The organism is Sphingobacterium sp. ML3W (assembly GCF_029542085.1).
Lineage (GTDB): Bacteria > Bacteroidota > Bacteroidia > Sphingobacteriales > Sphingobacteriaceae > Sphingobacterium.
In genome coordinates, this window is sequence record NZ_CP107036.1 from 2,829,162 (window position 1) to 2,847,409 (window position 18,248).

Sequence of the window (18,248 nt, forward strand, 5' to 3'; positions counted from 1 at the left end):
GAAATTTTAAATCACTATAACAGATGAAAGAGGACAAAAAGGTTAAAATCTTATGTAGATAAAAGGGCCACGGGCTTTCATCAGGTAGTTTGTAGAGAAATTAAATAATATTAACAGAAATGAATACAGAAATTTTAGGAATAATCGTAATGTTTGTCATAACAGTATTGCTTGCAATACCATTAGGCAAGTACATTGCAAAAGTCTATGGAGGCGAAAAAACACTACTTGACCCCATATTTAATCCCATAGAGCGGATCTTTTATAAAGTCAGCGGTATCAATCCACAGACGGAAATGAACTGGAAACAACAAATGGTTGCGATGGTCAGTATCAATATGATCTGGTTTTTATTGGGGATGCTCATTTTAATGACACAGGGCAGTCTGCCATTGAACCCCGACAATAATCCGAGTATGTCGGCAGATCTCGCATTCAATACCGTCATTTCATTTGTCGTTAACTGTAACCTCCAACACTATTCAGGTGAAACCGGAATCAGTTATTTGGGACAATATTGGCTGATGTTCCTACAATTTGTAAGCGCTGGTATCGGTATGGCGGCAGCTGTACTTGTATTCAGGGCTTTCCGGGATCGTACGGCAAGTACTTTGGGAAATTTTTACAACTATTTTGTAAAATCATGTACACGTATTTTATTGCCGCTTTCATTGGTTGTGGCTATCATCCTTGCCTTTGAAGGTACACCAATGACCTTTGAAGGAAAAGACACCATTACAACGTTGCAAGGTGATACTGTCGCAGTATCAAGAGGCCCTGCTGCTGCCTTTATAGCCATTAAACATATTGGAACAAATGGTGGTGGATTTTATGGTGCAAACTCTGTCCACCCATTTGAAAATCCTTCCTATCTCTCCAATATGGTCGAGATGGTCGCGCAGATGATTATCCCCATAGCCATGATTTTTGCGCTGGGTATCTTCATCAAGCGGCGGAAGCTCTCCTGGATGATATTTGGTGTCATGACGATCGGCTTCCTTTTGCTTGTTATTCCGAATATTATGATGGAGGCCAAAGGTAATCCCGCGATTGCAGCGATGGGAGTCGATAATTCTCTCGGAGCAATGGAAGGTAAAGAAGTCCGCTTTGGAGCGCCCGCATCCGGTTTTTGGAGTATCGTGACCACGGTAATTTCGACAGGTTCGATTAATGCCATGCACGATAGTACCATGCCCCTGTCTGGTATGAATGAATTACTTGCCATGATGATCAATGCCTTCTATGGCGGCTGTGGCGTAGGTATCCTGAACTTCTTTATTTTCATCATCCTCGCTGTGTTTATCAGTGGACTGATGGTTGGTCGGACACCCGAGTTTTTAGGTAAAAAAGTGGAGGCCAGAGAAATGAAAATCGCTATGATTATCGCACTGCTGCATCCTTTTCTAATTCTGGTAGGAACAGCTTTAGCAGCTGCACTACCGCAATACACCGCAACAACGCTGAACAATCCCGGATTCCACGGCTTTAGTGAAATGCTTTACGAATACACGTCATCGGCGGCAAATAATGGTAGCGGATTTGAAGGATTGGGAGACAACACTATATGGTGGAACGTCAGTACAGGTTTCGTACTCATTCTGTCCCGCTTCTTACCGATTATAGGCCCAGTTGCCATCGCTGGTTTATTGGCTGAAAAGAAATTTATTCCTGAGGGAGATGGAACACTGAAAACAGATACAGCAACTTTCGGACTTATGGTATTTGCTGTCATAGCCATTGTAGCTGCACTATCCTTTTTCCCAGCATTGGCATTAGGTCCTATTGCGGAGTACTTCTCACTTTATTAAACATTGATTAAAGAAATTAGAAATGAACAAAAATACATCACTGTTTCAAAAAGACATGGTACAGGAAGCACTGAAACAGTCTTTTGTGAAACTAAACCCGAAAACAATGTTCCGCAATCCGGTTATGTTTACTGTATGGATCGGAACTGTGGTCATGCTGATCGTCAGTTTATGGACCTTGGCAGGAGCAAAAGGACAGGGAAGTTTTGGTTACAACTTTGCCGTATTTGTCATATTATTACTCACACTGTTGTTTGCCAACTTTGCTGAGGCCATTGCCGAAGCAAGGGGAAAAGCGCAGGCAGATAGCCTGCGCAAAACAAGAGAAGAAACTCCAGCCAAACTTAAAAATGGCCAGACCATCTCTTCTGCCCAGTTAAAAAAAGGCGATATTTTCGTCTGTGAAGCCGGCGATATTATCCCCTCAGACGGTGAAATCGTAGAAGGACTTGCGACAATTGATGAAAGTGCCATCACCGGTGAATCTGCCCCCGTCATTCGGGAGGCTGGTGGAGACAAAAGCTCTGTAACCGGTGGAACCAAAGTGCTTTCCGACAAAATAGTCGTGCAGGTAACCACACAACCGGGTGAAAGCTTCCTCGATAAAATGATCGCCTTGGTAGAAGGTGCCTCAAGACAAAAAACACCAAATGAAATTGCCCTGACCATCTTACTGGCAGGCTTTACATTGGTATTTATTATCGTCTGTGTGACATTAAAACCATTTGCGGATCATGCCAATGTTGGTATCACCATTGCATCCTTTATCTCCCTATTTGTCTGTCTCATCCCAACGACGATTGGAGGATTGCTTTCAGCAATCGGTATCGCCGGAATGGACAGAGCCCTACGCGCAAATGTCATTACCAAAAGTGGTAAGGCCGTCGAAACAGCAGGTGATATTGATGTATTGTTGTTGGACAAAACAGGAACAATAACCATTGGTAACCGCAAGGCTACTCACTTTCACCCCGCACATGGTATTGATGAGAAGAAACTAATAAAAGCAGCTGTATTGAGCTCTATGGCTGATGAAACGCCTGAAGGTAAATCTATTATAGAACTTGCTGGTATTAATCCGCTGAGCTATGAAGTGAAGAACCCCGCATTCATCAAGTTTACAGCTGAGACACGAAGTTCAGGTATAGACTATGAAAACATACGTATCCGAAAAGGTGCAACTGATGCGATTAAAAATCTTGTTACAGGAGCTGGCAATAGATTCCCAGAAGAAGTCGAAGAAAGTGTTAAGGCGATTTCCCAAAATGGAGGAACACCCCTAGTAGTTTCTGAAAATGACATCGCCCTAGGCGTAATCGAGCTACAGGATATTATCAAACCCGGTATCCACGAAAGGTTTGAACGTCTTCGCAAAATGGGGATCAAAACAGTGATGGTAACAGGTGACAATCCCTTGACAGCAAAGTTTATTGCCGATAAAGCCGGTGTGGATGATTTTATCGCCGAAGCCAAACCAGAGGACAAAATGAACTACATCAAAAAAGAGCAATCCGAAGGCCGCTTAGTGGCTATGATGGGTGACGGAACAAATGATGCTCCAGCTTTGGCCCAGGCCGATGTGGGCGTTGCCATGAATTCGGGTACGCAGGCAGCAAAAGAAGCTGGAAATATGGTTGATCTAGACAATGACCCGACAAAACTGATCGAAGTGGTTGAGATTGGGAAACAATTATTGATGACCAGAGGGACATTAACGACCTTTAGTATTGCCAATGATGTTGCTAAATATTTTGCGATTATTCCGGCCCTATTTATCACCGCTATTCCAGCGCTACAGGGACTCAATATCATGAAATTGCACAGCCCAGAGAGCGCTATTCTATCTGCCGTTATTTTCAATGCCATTATTATTCCAATGCTGATTCCATTGGCACTTAAAGGTGTTGCCTATAAACCAATTGGAGCAAGTGCCTTATTGCGCCGAAACCTACTCATATTTGGATTAGGTGGGATTGCAGTTCCTTTTCTAGGTATTAAGGTGATTGATATGTTCGTCGCCATTTTCTTTTAATCCGTAAAATAAATCAAGAGGGATGAAATCTCACAGAACATGTTTCTTTCTGATTTTACCCTCATAAAATATAACTGAAATGAAAAAACACATTTTACCCGCAATAAAGCTGACCATCATTATGATTCTGTTCTTTACAGTGATCTATCCATTAGCTGTCTGGGGAATGGCCCAGTTTTCCTCCAACGCGGGAAAGGGAAAAATCATTGAGCATAATGGTAAAAAGTACTATTCAAATATTGGTCAGGCCTTCACAGCCGACAAGTACTTTTGGTCGAGACCGTCTGCCGTAAATTATAATGCTGCCGGTTCGGGAGCGAGTAACAAAGGACCTTCAAATGAAGAATACCTCAGTCAGGTACAGGCACGTATCGATACTTTTTTGGTACACAACCCCGGCATCAAGAAATCCGAAATACCCGTCGATCTGATTACGGCAAGCGGAAGTGGATTAGATCCGAACTTCTCAATTCAAGCAGCCAAAGTTCAGGTCAAACGTATCGCAACGATACGAGGTATTGAAGAACAGAAAATAAATCAATTGATCGAGGACAATGCCGAAAAACCTTTGTGGGGAATTTTCGGTCCTCAAAAAATCAATGTTTTAAAACTAAACATCGCCTTGGATAAGGTGGCGAGCAGATAAAAAACTCCAACCATGAAACTATCAGGCTTTGTTTAGCCGCTATTTCGGCTAAGCAGGGCGGATAGATTAATAATTCCCCTTGGCAATTTGTTTAAGGGGAATTTGTAAGTTTATAAAAGTTATCACATGTTATGGATGAAAGAAAAAGTGCAGAACATTTTTTAAATCTGATTCAGAAATCCCGAAGAGGTAAATTCAAACTCTATATCGGGATGAGTGCCGGAGTTGGTAAGACCTTCCGTATGCTTCAGGAAGCACATGCACTTTTACAGAGTGGTATCGATGTCAGGATCGGCTATATCGAAACCCATCAGCGCATCGAAACCCATGCGTTGCTGGCTGGTCTACCCATTATCCCAAGGAGAACCTTATTTTACAAAGGCAAGGAGCTTGAAGAAATGGATGTACAGGCCATTGTTAATCTTAGGCCCGAAGTGGTTATCGTTGATGAACTGGCACATACAAATATAGAAGGCAGCAAAAACGAAAAAAGATGGCAGGATGTGATGGATATCCTTGATGCCGGTATCAATGTCATCAGCGCTGTAAACATCCAACATATCGAGAGTCTCAACGATGAAGTCAGAGATATCACAGGTATTGATGTGCAGGAACGGATTCCGGACAGTGTAGTTGCCCAGGCCGATGAAGTTGTCAATATAGACTTAACGGCAGAGGAGCTGATTAATAGGCTGAAAGAAGGTAAGATTTATGAAAGTTCAAAAATAACCGCAGCCCTCAACAATTTCTTTAAAAGTGAACATATTCTGCAGCTGCGCGAACTAGCATTAAAGGAGGTCGCCTCACAGGTGCAAAGGAAGGTCGAAATGGAGGTTGTCCTCAATCGAAATGTTAAAAAAGAACGTTTTCTGGCCTGTATCAGTTCAAACGAACATACGGCCAAAAATGTCATCAGGAAAACTGCCCGTCTAGCCAATTACTATAATAGCAAATGGTTTGTCATGTATGTACAGGTTCCCAAAGAGAGCGTGGACCGGATCGCCTTGGATAAACAGCGACACCTTATCAATAATTTTAAATTGGCCACCGAACTGGGTGCTGAGATTATTAAGGTAAAGGCCAAGAACGCTACCAAAGCCATTATTAAAGAATGTGAAGAACGTATGATCACAACGGTCTGTATCGGTAAACCACATATCAATCTGATTAAGATCATCCTCGCAACCGATACATTCAATGCTTTATTGAATAAATTGTCCCAGGAAAATATTGATCTCGTAATATTGTCATAAAATGAAAATTAAAGCAAAATTAACATTTGGAGTAGGGCTCCTATTTATATTGATCGTAGCCTTAGCTGTTATTAGCGGATGGTATGTTAATCAGCTCAAAAGAGACACGAATAATATACTTGTTGCCAATTACAACACCTTGCTCTATTCCCGGAATATGCTCCTGGCGCTGGAAGATATCAGTAAGGATGCAGCGGCAATTGATACGTTTCAAAATAATTTGACGCTACAGATGGGGAATGTGACTGAAATCGGCGAGATCGAAAGGACAAACCTAATTGTCAAGCACTTCAATTCGCTTAAAAATAAACCCGACGATGCACAACTAAGCTCATCCATCCGAAAAGACATCACCGAATTAATGCGGCTTAATATGGATGCGATCAGCAGAAAAAGTAACATTGCAGATGAAACCGCCCGTAGAGCGATACTGATCATCTCATTTACAGGAGCATTATGTTTTCTGATCGCAGTCATATTATTGGTCAACCTTCCGTCCAATATTGCCAATCCTATACGAGAGCTAACCGAAAGCATCAAGGAGATTGCCAGCCAAAATTATTCAAAACGCGTCAATTTCGGCGGACACAGCGAATTTGGAGATCTGGCGCGATCATTTAATACCATGGCCGAGAAGCTGGAAGAATATTCGGACAGCAAATTAGAAAAGATCCTAAAAGGGAAAAAGAGGATCGAAACCTTGATCGACAATATGCATGATCCTGTTATTGGGATAGACGAAAATAAAAAGGTCCTGTTTGCCAACGATGAAGCCTTGAATATCTCAGGACTGCGGAAAGAAGATTTCATTGGAAAAGCTGTACAGGATATCGCCGTAACCAATGACCTGATCCGGGATATTATAAAAGATATCTTTCTACCAGCGCCAAAAAGCAACAAAGCAGAACAGTTAAAGATCTATGCAGATGGTAAAGAAAGTTATTTTGAGAAGGAAGTAATCGACATCAATATCGTTCCCACAGGCGAAACAGATATTAAATTTATCGGCCAGGTAATCCTATTGCGTAATATTACCCCCTTTAAAGAGCTTGATCTCGCGAAAACAAATTTTATGGGAACAGTATCTCATGAATTTAAAACGCCAATTTCATCCATTCAGATGGGCGTACAACTATTAGAGAATGAAAAAGTAGGGGTTTTAAATGGCGAGCAAAAAGACTTGATCAACGGGATAAAAGACGATACAGATAGACTACTGAAAATAACAGGAGAGCTGCTCAATATAACACAGGTCGAAAGCGGCTCCATACAAATCAATCTGCTGCCATCGGAGATCAAGCCCATTATCGACTATGCTGTCAACGCGAATAAATCTGCAGCCGACAATAAAAACATACAGATAGCAATTGAAATGGACGAGAACGCCTCGACAGCGGTGACCGACAGTGAAAAATCGGCTTGGGTGCTGACCAATTTAATTTCCAATGCCATACGTTATTCGTATGAAAATTCGAAGATATCCATCAAAACGGAACGGGAGAATAATCAGGTCAGATTTTCGGTCTCGGATACCGGACAAGGAATACAGCCCCAATATCTAAAAAAGATTTTTGAACGGTATTTCCGTATTCCCGGGACCAAAAAAGAAGGTACTGGTTTAGGCCTGAGTATCAGTAAAGAATTCATTGAGGCACAGGGCGGAGGAATCTGGGTCGAAAGTGAATACGGTGCCGGAAGTACCTTTTATTTTACACTTAATATGGATAATAAAGCGGTGTAATCAGCTGTCCTATATTTCGTCTAATTTGTGCTAGTTAGCAAAAAAAGAAAAGACTCTAGATTTCAATGCAAATTTTAACTTAATTTGCAGGAAAAACTAAATTATGTCTGGACATAACACCGCAGAATTCCATAAGAGGATCACTCTCGCCGGCTCACTGATTGCAATAGGGATTGTTTTCGGTGATATCGGTACGTCACCGCTGTATACACTCAATGCTGTCTTTCATCATCGGGTGATTACAGAAGCAATAGCGCTTGGCAGTTTAAGTTGTATCTTTTGGACACTTGTTTTTCAGACAACGATCAAGTATGTCCTTATTACCTTGCAGGCTGACAACAAAGGAGAAGGTGGTATTTTCTCTCTTTATGCCTTAGTCAGACGTTACAGCGGTAAATGGCTTGTTTTTATAGCCATGGCAGGAGGTGCCTTTTTGATGGCTGACGGTATTATTACGCCGCCAATGTCGGTTGCTTCGGCTGTTGAAGGTGTACAAGCCGTTGTTCCTGGTTTTAATACCGTTCCCATTATTGTTGGGATCTTGATCTTACTATTCGTTTTTCAGCAGTTCGGCACTGATAAAATCGGGAAGATATTTGGCCCCTTGATGATTATATGGTTTGGCTTTATTGCTGTAATAGGCATCCTATCTATTGGAGATAATTGGAATGTCTTTAAAGCGCTGAATCCATATTACGCTTATCAAATGCTGGTCAATGAGCCCAAAGGATTTTGGTTATTGGGCAGTATTTTCCTTTGTACGACTGGTGCCGAGGCACTGTATAGCGATATGGGACACTGTGGGCGGAACAACATCCGGATTACCTGGGTATTTATAAAAATTGCGCTTATACTTTGCTATGCAGGACAGACAACATGGTTACTCAACCATGTTGGTGAAGAAGTGGGCAGTCTCAGTCCTTTTTATCATATTGTTCCGAAATCCATATTTTGGTTTGCATTAGGGATTGCAACATTGGCGACCATTATTGCCTCTCAAGCCTTGATCAGTGGCTGTTTTACGTTGATCAATGAAGCGATTAGACTCAATATCTGGCCTAAACATCTTGTACTATTCCCAAGCAATGTAAAAGGCCAATTGTATATCCCTGCAATCAACTGGTTTCTGATGTGTGGCTGCGTTGGGATGGTTTTATATTTTAAGCAAAGTACAAGAATGGAAGCCGCATTTGGTCTAAGTGTTACACTCACCATGCTGATGAGCACAATTTTGATCAATGCCTATCTGCGTATCAAACGTGTGCCATTTATCTTTAATATATTGATCACCCTCATCTTTTTGGCGATAGAACTAAGCTTTTTGTCTGCCAATCTGCTTAAAGTGAAAGAAGGTGGCTGGATAACTCTGCTATTGGGCTTTTCGCTCTTTGCCGTGATGTACGTCTGGTGGAGAGGCCGGCAGATCAAATCCAATATTCAGTCCTTTGTCAAACTATCGGAACACCTGCCCTTGCTTACTAAATTGAGTACTGACGAAAAACTTCCAAAGTATGCAACCAATCTCGTGTATTTGACGACTTCAGATTCTGAAAAAAAGATCGAAAAAACAATTATGGATTCGATCCTAAAATTCGGTCTTCCAAAACGTGCTGACATTTATTGGTTTGTGCATGTCAATATTTTAGATGAGCCCTATTTACAACGGTATTCAGTCGAAACTGTTATCCGAAACGATGTCTATTACATCCAATTTGATCTGGGATTCCGTGAAGATCCCCGGATTGGCTATTACTTTAAACAGGTCATCAATGATATGATCGAAAAGAATGAAGTAGATGTCGAAGATTCGCTGGAACAGGCTTATCAACAGAACAAAATTGGGGATTTTAAATTTATGATTATGGACAGTTTTCTTTCCTATGATAACCGAATGCCGTTCTGGAAAAATTTTGTTATGAAGGGATACTACAACTTACGTTATTTCTCCGTAAAAGACTATATCAATTTTGGACTGGACAGGAGCAATATTGAAACAGAGAAATATCCGCTAGTAATCGTACCATTTGCCGAAAATAAGTTAGAGCGAAAGGCATAACCATCAACAGCGGTTTTAGCGGAAACTACACTACTACTGCTGTAAGGATCTCTGTTATTTTTTAATAAACAAGGGTGTACAAAACCACAATGCCCCCAAAAAGCTAAACACTTTTTGGGGGCAGCTTTTCAGATCAGTACGCTGATTCTTCTAGAAGGGTTATCCCCGTTAAGTTTGCTTCATTATTCTTCAGAAAAGCATAAGTCAGTCTGTCAACCTTGCAATCGGAGAACTCTACTTTTTTAAATTTGCTATTGTATTTAAAAAAGGTATTCAAGATTGTGGCTCCCTGAAATTTAACTTTATAAAAACCACAGCCCTCAAAATGACAGTCTTCGATTATACCTTCAAAAATAACATCACTGATCCCCATATTTTTAAATGAAGTATGTTTCAACACGGCATTGGTCATTTCATTGCTCTCAAAACAGCCAGTATCAAATCTGGCACCGGTAAAATCTGCATCAGAGAAATTACACTTTCCGATATTGCTCCTCGAAAAATCTGCATCTATAAAGGAGCAACGGTTAAACTGATTCTTTAGCAGGTTGGAAGATTGTATTTTACTGTTTGTGAGGTCTGAAGATGAGAAATCACATAATTCAATATTGTTCTTGCCAAGTATCAACCCCGATAGATCTGCGTTTGTAAACTTGCAATTTTTGATATTGGAAGAGCTGAACTGTTCTTTCAGATTCTTTAAACCCGAGAAATCAGCATTTTCCCAGTTGCCTTTCGACATATCCCAGCTGCGGCCAACCTGATTTTCGGATTTCGATACCGGCTCAGTCAGGTAAATCTGCTGATCTTTGGGCTCCCGATCCGTATGGTCAATCTGATCCCTATGAAAACTTTCGGAAAAGTAATTGAGGTCTACAGCAAGTATTTCAGCAAGCCTGTTCAATGTCATGATATCTGGCATCGATTCACCCCGCTCCCATTTACCTACCGCTTGTGGACTGATCGAAACCTGCTGAGCAAGTTCGGCCTGTGAAAGATTTGTTTTCTTTCTTGCTTCGGCTATTTTATTGCCGATTGATTTAGAATTTAGCATCATGTCTTTTATTTGTTTGATACTACAAAGTTATTTTGCAGGCCAGTATAACAGCGAATAAACAACGCTACCATTAGTTGTATTTACACTACTTATTGTTGTATTTAACAATGCATGGTTGTATTTCTTTCTTTTAATGATAGGCGTTATTTTCTGATGATACCAAGTGCATCACAGCATTGAAGGTTTATAGAATTCGTCTGCGTTTGAACCATAGGTAGATAATTATCGAAATAATCGCCATTACTCCAAGCGTGATAAAATAGCCGAAGCGCCACTTCAATTCGGGCATGTTTTCAAAGTTCATCCCATAAATTCCCGCTAAAAAAGTCAAGGGTAAAAAGAATGCTGAAAAAATTGTCAGCAATTTCATGACATCATTGCTTTTTTGGGCATTGACCGAATGATAAGTGGTCAACAAATTGTTGGCATTTTCGATGACTTCATCATAACTGAGTATCAGATTCAATAATTTGTCTTTTATATCCTGCAAAGCAGTCTTATTATTTTCCGCCACTTCAATTTGGTGAGTTACGTTCTGAAAAATCTGTAAAAGTTTCTTTGTAATCCGTGTCTGCGCTTTCAGGAAATATAGATCTTTTAAAGATACCCGCGCATAGTCTTTGAGAAATATTGTTTGTTCTATTTCGATGATCTTTTCGTCCAGTGTATCTAATGGCGTTTGGTAAGTTTCGACCATTTTATAGATCAAATAGATCAGTAGTTCTTCCGAAGTTTCATATTTTTGCTTTACGGTGTCTAAGAAAGCAAATTGGCTACGGTGTATTGTAATAAGCTTGTGTCCATTGTAGAAAAAGGCTATTTTATTTGATAATTCATTGATTGTCGTTGCCCCCTTTTCAATCGTGGAAGTAAATGCCCTCAATATCAAAAAATTATAATTGGGTTGACTTTCAAACTTGGGCAGATGCCCTGGTTCCAGGCTATCCTTTATCTGAAAATAGTCTAGTTGATACTCCTCAGCAATTTTGTTCAGACTTTCTTTGTCTGGTTGACAGATATCTATCCAAACGAAATTATCAAATTGGGTTCTATGTTGGTCAATAGTTTTCATCGAATTTTTTATTTTCTTCTACTTTAAAAGCTGATCTTAAATGCACATCTATCTTTCCAGCTAAGTGGCTGTTCACCCTTACATTCCTTTTCGAAATTAATAATATTTCAATGGATTAGTTTGCTCGGCCAAGAATTTTTTTTGAGATGATGAACATCTTATACGTCAACTTATTTATATAAAAAACCTCCCTTCCGTTGTATAAAGGAAAGAAGGTTTTTGGCGAGGTCAAGCGATAGATAACGATTTACCAATTTATAAATCCGCTCAATCAGAATAAAGTATGATCAATGGATGGTCGGACTACTATAAGATCTTCGGGTCTTTTCTATATTAAAATTTTGTACTGCACTGGGGTCAAAAAGCATGGCTGTGCAGTAACAGTTTTTGAATCCCTTTTTCTCTAGATCTGGGTAGTTGATGCAGTTCTGGCATTTGTTCCAAAAGGAAGGATCCTGAGTAATTTCCGAAAAGCTGACCGGATATAAACCCAGTTTTGAATTGATCTTCATAGTAGCCAGCGAAGTCGTAATGCCAAAGATCTTTGCCTTGGGATATTTTAGTTTCGAAAGTTCGAAGATCTGTCTTTTCATAAGTGTTGCGATGCCCTTACGTCGCCAAGATGGCGAGACGATAAGACCGCAATGCGAAATAAATTTCTCCTCGCCGTAGGCTTCCAGGTAAATGTAGCCAACCCATTCCCCCGTTTGAGTCAATGCGATGACCGCATTACCGTCAAGGATCTTGTTGCATATCGACTGCGGGGTCCGTGTCCCTATTCCTGTACCTCGTGCTTTCGCTGATGAAGCCGTTTCCGCTGAAATCTCCATCGCATATTTTAGGTCCGCTGCTGTCGCTGTTCGTACGATTATACGATCTGTTTCCATAACATTTATTTTATTTGTCAAAACCTGTCTCCCATGCATCAGGAAGTTCTTCTAATAGTTGTATATACCCGGCCAATCCATTTGCTATTTTTATTTTAGGCTGATGCCAAAAAGTATTCCATAACACACAAAAGAGCTATATAACTCTGAATACAAGCAATATGAAGCAACACATTCAAAAAAATAACGAGCAAAGTCTTTCATTTTGATAGCGAAAATTTCCATTATGAGAAGGAAATAAACAAGTGCAACCAAAAACAACATCTAGAGACAACACAAAATTCCAGCTCCGTATTTTTCAACATAAATTTGTTACAATCCACATTGTTTACTATAATTGCCAGACGGATAACCATGCAAAGTGTGCTATATAATGATGAACAAGAGCTGCTAGCCAAGCTGCAGCAAGGCAGTTCCACCGCTTTTCAGGAACTCTATAATAAGTATTATGGATTGCTTTATTTGCATGCTTCCCAAAAATTACAGGACCGCGAAGCAGCCAAAGATCTTGTCCATGATCTTTTTTCCAATATCTGGCAAAGAAAAACAACGCTGATCATTCAAGGAAAAATATCCTCCTATCTCTATACGGCTATTCGGCACCGCATCATTGACTATCTTGCCAAAGAACAGTCCAAGACAAATTATTTGGACTCACTTTCGATGTATCTGGACAATAAGGTATCGGAAACCGATCATCTCCTGCGTGAACGGCTTCTGCAGGAACAGATTGAACAAGTACTTAAAAAGCTTTCGCCTAGAGTACGGGAAATATTTGAATTGAGCCGCAAGCAGTACCTTAGTCATAAGGAGATTGCCGAAAAACTAAATTTATCCGAGCATAGTGTCCGCAGCTACATCAAAGAGGCCCTGCGCCTGCTGCGGGCCAAACTTGGTGGCCTGCTCTGGACATTATTGGTTCTATATTGCAAAATATTTTAAATTCTCCCCCCTATCCCCCACTTTCATCCGTCCTATATACGTAACCATACAAACGTATCATGGCAAAACAAAATCTGTTTAAAGCGAGGCACCTATTGGAAAAATATCTTTCAGGACAATGTGATGAAAACGAAAAAGCAAAAGTAGAGGAATGGTATCTCACCTTCAATCAAGAGGGCTTTGATCAGACAGATGATGAAATAATTTCAGATTTTGTTGAGCTACAGAAAAGATTAAAGCAAATCCCTGATGTTGCCATGCCCAAGCGCAGACGCTATATTGCTGCCGCGGCGGCTGTTCTATTCTTGCTACTGACTACAGGTCTGTTATGGCAACAAATATCAAAAGATAAACCAGCAGCGTCACATACAACCCATGATATTCTACCGGGCACCGACCGCGCCCAGCTGTCTATAGATGGCCAAGCTCCCATTGAGCTCGACGGTCAGAAAGAGGGACTGATTTCAAGAGGCCTCGCTTTGCGCTATGGCGATGGAACAGCCATTACCGAGACGAATAAAGTACAGCTAGTTACCCTATCGACCCCCATCGCTGGGCAGTTTCAGGTCACACTACCAGATGGCACCAAAGCCTGGCTCAACGCTTTGTCTTCTATACGCTATCCTACGGCCTTTGATGGACCCGAGCGCAGTGTCCATATCACCGGCGAAGTATACCTGGAAGTTTCGAAAAATCGGGCGAAGCCATTTATCATCCACACCGAACAGCAACGTATCGAAGTTCTAGGCACCAGCTTCAACGTCAACGCCTACCAAGACGATGACCAGACACTGACGACGCTCGTATCCGGCAGCCTTCGGGTTACTGACGCAAAATCAGCTATGCAAGTTACCTTAAAGCCCGGACAGCAGGCTATCGTAGGCAAGGAAAAAAATATCCAAGTGAACACAATCAATGTCGAAGACAGCTATGCCTGGAAAAATGGCTTATACATATTAAACGAAGAGCCATTAAGTCAATATGCCCGTAAAATTGAACGCTGGTATGATGTGCAAGTCGACATGGGGCCTTACGGAAATACACGGTTATCTGCTATTATACCACGGGATGCAAAATTATCGGAAGTATTGCAGGCGATAGAGCTCAAATCCGATGTAAGATTTAATATCGAAGGAAGGAGGGTGACTGCTATGCGATAAACAGACTATTATGCCATCCGGTTGCTAATTACCCGAGCGCAACTTAAAGCTTCCAGCTACCGGCTTGCCTAATATAACCATCATTATAAACCAACAATACAGACTTAATTTTTGAGGATTATCGTCCCCAATAAATACGATATTCCCTAAGGATGTATTGCGATATGAACTTAAAATATGAGTAAACAACATTTAAGGTATATTATAAAATACCTGAAACTTTCACTATCCCATCTATCGATGAAGCTGACTATCGTCGTTTTTTTCGCGTCGGTCATGGTTTCATTGGGCAATGCGAGCGCACAACGCATTACGCTAGACCAGCATCAGGCGCAGCTAAAGAATCTTCTGATCGAAATCAGTAAACAGTCAGGATATACGTTTATCTATGACGAGAAAGACCTAAAATCCATCGGACCGATTTCCATCAATCTCAGCAATAAGAGCGTTACTGAAACCCTGGACCAGCTTTTATCCGGACAGCCGCTCAGCTATCAGATCAAGGGCCGTTCCATTGCGATCTCAAGACGGCCAACGCCAAAATCAACTGTTAAAACTCCAGGAGATGGAATTCTTCAAAAAAGAACAATCACCGGCCGGGTGATCAATGAAAATAATGAAGCACTGGCCGGAGTCAATGTCCTTGTCCGCGGCAGCAGTTTGCGGACCAGTACAGATTCACAGGGACAGTTTTCTATCGATGTTCCTGATCAAAACAGTGTATTGATCTTCAGTTCTGTCGGTTTCACTTCGCTCGAAGTATCCACGCAGGGCAAAAACCAGCTCAGTGTCGTATTACAAACAGCCAACAGCAATCTGGAAGAAATTGTTGTCGTTGGTTATGCCATGCAGAAAAAAATAAATCTCTCGGGATCAGTGGCCAGCGTTTCGGGCAAAACGATCACCGAGCGTCCGGCACCCAGTATTCAAAATCTATTGCAAGGCCGTATCGCCGGGCTCGATGTCGTACAGCCTACCGGTGAACCGGGCCGCGACAATGGCAGCATGCGTATCCGGGGCCTGGGATCGAGCGGTGCATCTTCCAATCCACTTGTTTTGGTTGACGGGGTCATCGGTTCGATCTCCAACCTTTCTCCACAGGATATTGAGAATGTCACCGTACTCAAGGATGCAGCCTCAGCATCTATTTATGGTGCACGGGCAGCCAATGGTGTAATTTTGGTAACCACAAAAAAAGGTAAAGCAGGCACAAGCAATATCGAGTACAGCGGCAATTGGGGAACCAGCGCGGCGACCAAATACCCCAAGCTCATTACCAATTCGGTTACCTATATGGAAATGTACAATGCAGCACGGGCACGTAGCGGCCAGCCTGCCATATACACACAGGCCCAGATCGACAGCTACAAAAATAATCCCAATAACGATGCCTATCCCAACTTTGACTGGCTTGACTATATCCTGGGCAAAGGGCCTATTCAGAACCATAACCTAAGTTTCTCCGGCGGCAGCGAGAAAAGCACGCATAATGTATCGCTCAATTACTTAGATCAGAATAGCATCACCAAAGGATATGAATATAAAAGATACAATGGCTTGTTTGATTATGGCACACAGGTACATAAACGAGTCAAAATTGGAACTAATGTAAACTTTTCCTTTCAGGACCTCAGAGCTCCCTGGATGACCAATGACAATCTGCTGCTTTTGGCCTATGCCGCGGCACCTACCTTCAAACCCTGGTTGCCTGACGGCAGCGGCCGGTCTGCAGGGCGCGACTATATGAGCACCGGCGGCACAAACCGTACGCCTGAAGAAGTTTACAACACCGGTGCCCAGCTGACTAAAAACTATAATGTCAATGCGCAGGCCTATATGGATGTGGATATTATGACAGGACTGAAATGGTCTACCAAAGCAGCTTTTACTTTCTTTAACCAAGACTATAGACAGCGCTTATTTGGAAATCCTTCCTATGCCTATCACCCCAACGCAAATGGCGAATATCAGCAGTCAGGAAATGGCAATCCAGATTTTGTCGGCTTACGCCAAAGCTCGGGACGCGACCTGACAAAGACCTTTTATTCGACACTACATTATATGAAAACGCTGGCTAATGACCACCATGTCAGTATCCTGGGGGGGTATGAACAGCAGGACAACAGAAGCACCACCATCGGTGCCGGTCGCTATGACTTTCCCAACAATACGATTATGGAATTAGATGGAAGTTCACCGAAAGAACAGAACCTCAACGGAAGTTCGTTTGAATGGGTCCTCAAGTCGTTATTCGGTCGGGCGAACTATGACTATAAAGGAAAATACTTTGCGGAGGCCAACATCCGTTACGATGGAACATCCCGTGTGGATCCGAGATATCGATGGGGGACATTTGGTGGTGGATCCGCTGCCTGGCGTATCTCAGAAGAGGATTTTATCAAGAATAATGTTTCCTGGATCGATAATCTGAAGCTTAGAGCATCTTATGGAGCATTAGGGAATCAGGAAATAACCCGAGGAGGAAACCTTGATTATTACCCCTATCAGGATATCCTCAGCACGACCACCTATCCCTTTACAGCACTTGAGTCCGGTGCAATAAAAACCCGTTTGGTAGAAAAAAACCTGCGCTGGGAGAAAACAGCAATCACCGATTTTGGGCTGGATGTGGATATTTACAAAGGGCTCTTTGGCGCTACAGTGGACTGGTATTATAAAAACACAACCGATATCTTAGAAGAGCGTACTGATGTGCCCACAAGCATAGGCTTAACGCCGCCCATTGTCAATGCGGGAGCCATGGTCAATAAAGGTATCGAGATTGAATTGCGCCATCAGAATCAGATTGGTGAATTCAGCTATGGTGCCAACTTGATCTTCAACCGTTACCGCAATAAAGTAACGAAGCGATTAGCGGAAACAGTAGGGACAATAGAAATCGGGCAACCCTATAACAATTTTTTCCTGTATGATTGGATCGGCATCTTCCAGAGTCAGGCCGAGATTGACAGTTCACCAAAACAGCCCAATTCAGGTACGCTCAAACCGGGCGACCTCAAAATACGGGATGTGGATGGCAACGGCACAATCGGACCTGAGGACCGTATCCGAATCAGTCGCTTTCCCGATTATTCCTATTCGTTCAATCTGTACGCTGGCTGGAAAGGATTTAATTTCAGTGCATTCTTCCAGGGGGTACAGGGCCAAAAAGTACAGGTAAGCCAATGGGGCTACGAGCCTTTTATGCAAGGATCAGCCCCACCGACCAAATTTTTGAATGCCTGGACACCGACCAACCCAAGCAATACTGTTCCGGCTGTCTATTTAACTGGATATGCAGGGGTCGCAGGTTATCCGTCCACCTATTTTCTCCAGGACGCATCTTATCTGCGGTTGAAAAATCTGTACCTGTCCTATACCTTTCCAGCGTCAATCACCGATCGTATCGCTGCAAAAGGAATTACCGTCTATGTCTCCGGTGACAACTTAATTACCTGGACGAAATATGAGGGCAATGATCCCGAAAGATCCGGATCTGGACGGTTCGCACAGTTCCCGCAGATAAAAATGTATACAGCCGGTATTAAGGTTAGATACTAAGCAAACCTATTTTGAACAAAAAACGGATGTTAA

General features: G+C 42.0%; 12 protein-coding genes. 9 read left to right on the plus strand and 3 right to left on the minus strand.

Going from position 1 to position 18,248, the window contains the following annotated elements:
- Positions 1–119: 119 nt before the first annotated feature.
- From kdpA to OGI71_RS12190, 6 genes are all read left to right on the plus strand, one after another.
- Complete coding sequence (gene kdpA / locus OGI71_RS12165; protein WP_282255733.1) at positions 120–1,808, plus strand: potassium-transporting ATPase subunit KdpA; 1,689 nt, start codon at positions 120–122, stop codon at positions 1,806–1,808.
- Positions 1,809–1,830: 22 nt separating this feature from the next.
- On the plus strand, positions 1,831–3,840 hold the full coding sequence (gene kdpB / locus OGI71_RS12170) for a potassium-transporting ATPase subunit KdpB (RefSeq protein ID WP_282255734.1): 2,010 nt from the start codon (positions 1,831–1,833) through the stop codon (positions 3,838–3,840).
- Positions 3,841–3,919: 79 nt separating this feature from the next.
- Positions 3,920–4,486 carry a K(+)-transporting ATPase subunit C gene (locus tag OGI71_RS12175; protein ID WP_282255735.1) on the plus strand — a complete coding sequence of 189 codons (567 nt, stop codon included), beginning with the start codon at positions 3,920–3,922 and terminating at the stop codon, positions 4,484–4,486.
- A 131-nt stretch (positions 4,487–4,617) separates the two neighbouring features.
- Complete coding sequence (locus OGI71_RS12180) at positions 4,618–5,739, plus strand: sensor protein KdpD (protein WP_282255736.1); 1,122 nt, start codon at positions 4,618–4,620, stop codon at positions 5,737–5,739.
- Position 5,740: 1 nt separating this feature from the next.
- A complete protein-coding gene (locus OGI71_RS12185; RefSeq protein ID WP_282255737.1) occupies positions 5,741–7,480 on the plus strand; it encodes an ATP-binding protein in 1,740 nt (579 codons plus the stop codon).
- Positions 7,481–7,583: 103 nt separating this feature from the next.
- A complete protein-coding gene (locus OGI71_RS12190) occupies positions 7,584–9,536 on the plus strand; it encodes a KUP/HAK/KT family potassium transporter (RefSeq protein WP_282255738.1) in 1,953 nt (650 codons plus the stop codon).
- Positions 9,537–9,669: 133 nt separating this feature from the next.
- Here OGI71_RS12190 and OGI71_RS12195 read toward each other — a convergent pair whose 3' ends face one another.
- The 3 genes from OGI71_RS12195 to OGI71_RS12205 form a co-directional block, all read right to left on the minus strand.
- A complete protein-coding gene (locus OGI71_RS12195) occupies positions 9,670–10,593 on the minus strand; it encodes a pentapeptide repeat-containing protein (protein WP_282255739.1) in 924 nt (307 codons plus the stop codon).
- A gap of 184 nt (positions 10,594–10,777) precedes the next feature.
- Entirely contained in the window at positions 10,778–11,665 is an 888-nt protein-coding gene (locus OGI71_RS12200) for a CorA family divalent cation transporter (RefSeq protein WP_282255740.1), read from the minus strand.
- A gap of 287 nt (positions 11,666–11,952) precedes the next feature.
- Entirely contained in the window at positions 11,953–12,552 is a 600-nt protein-coding gene (locus OGI71_RS12205) for a GNAT family N-acetyltransferase (RefSeq protein ID WP_282255741.1), read from the minus strand.
- Positions 12,553–12,906: 354 nt separating this feature from the next.
- On the opposite strand from OGI71_RS12205, the gene OGI71_RS12210 reads away from it, so the two are divergent.
- The 3 genes from OGI71_RS12210 (at position 12,907) to OGI71_RS12220 (ending at position 18,215) form a co-directional block, all read left to right on the plus strand.
- On the plus strand, positions 12,907–13,494 hold the full coding sequence (locus OGI71_RS12210; RefSeq protein WP_282255742.1) for an RNA polymerase sigma-70 factor: 588 nt from the start codon (positions 12,907–12,909) through the stop codon (positions 13,492–13,494).
- 59 nt (positions 13,495–13,553) lie between these two features.
- Positions 13,554–14,654, plus strand: a complete 1,101-nt coding sequence (locus OGI71_RS12215) for a FecR domain-containing protein (protein ID WP_282255743.1) — start codon at positions 13,554–13,556, stop codon at positions 14,652–14,654.
- A gap of 177 nt (positions 14,655–14,831) precedes the next feature.
- On the plus strand, positions 14,832–18,215 hold the full coding sequence (locus tag OGI71_RS12220) for a TonB-dependent receptor (protein WP_282255744.1): 3,384 nt from the start codon (positions 14,832–14,834) through the stop codon (positions 18,213–18,215).
- Positions 18,216–18,248 lie beyond the last annotated feature (33 nt).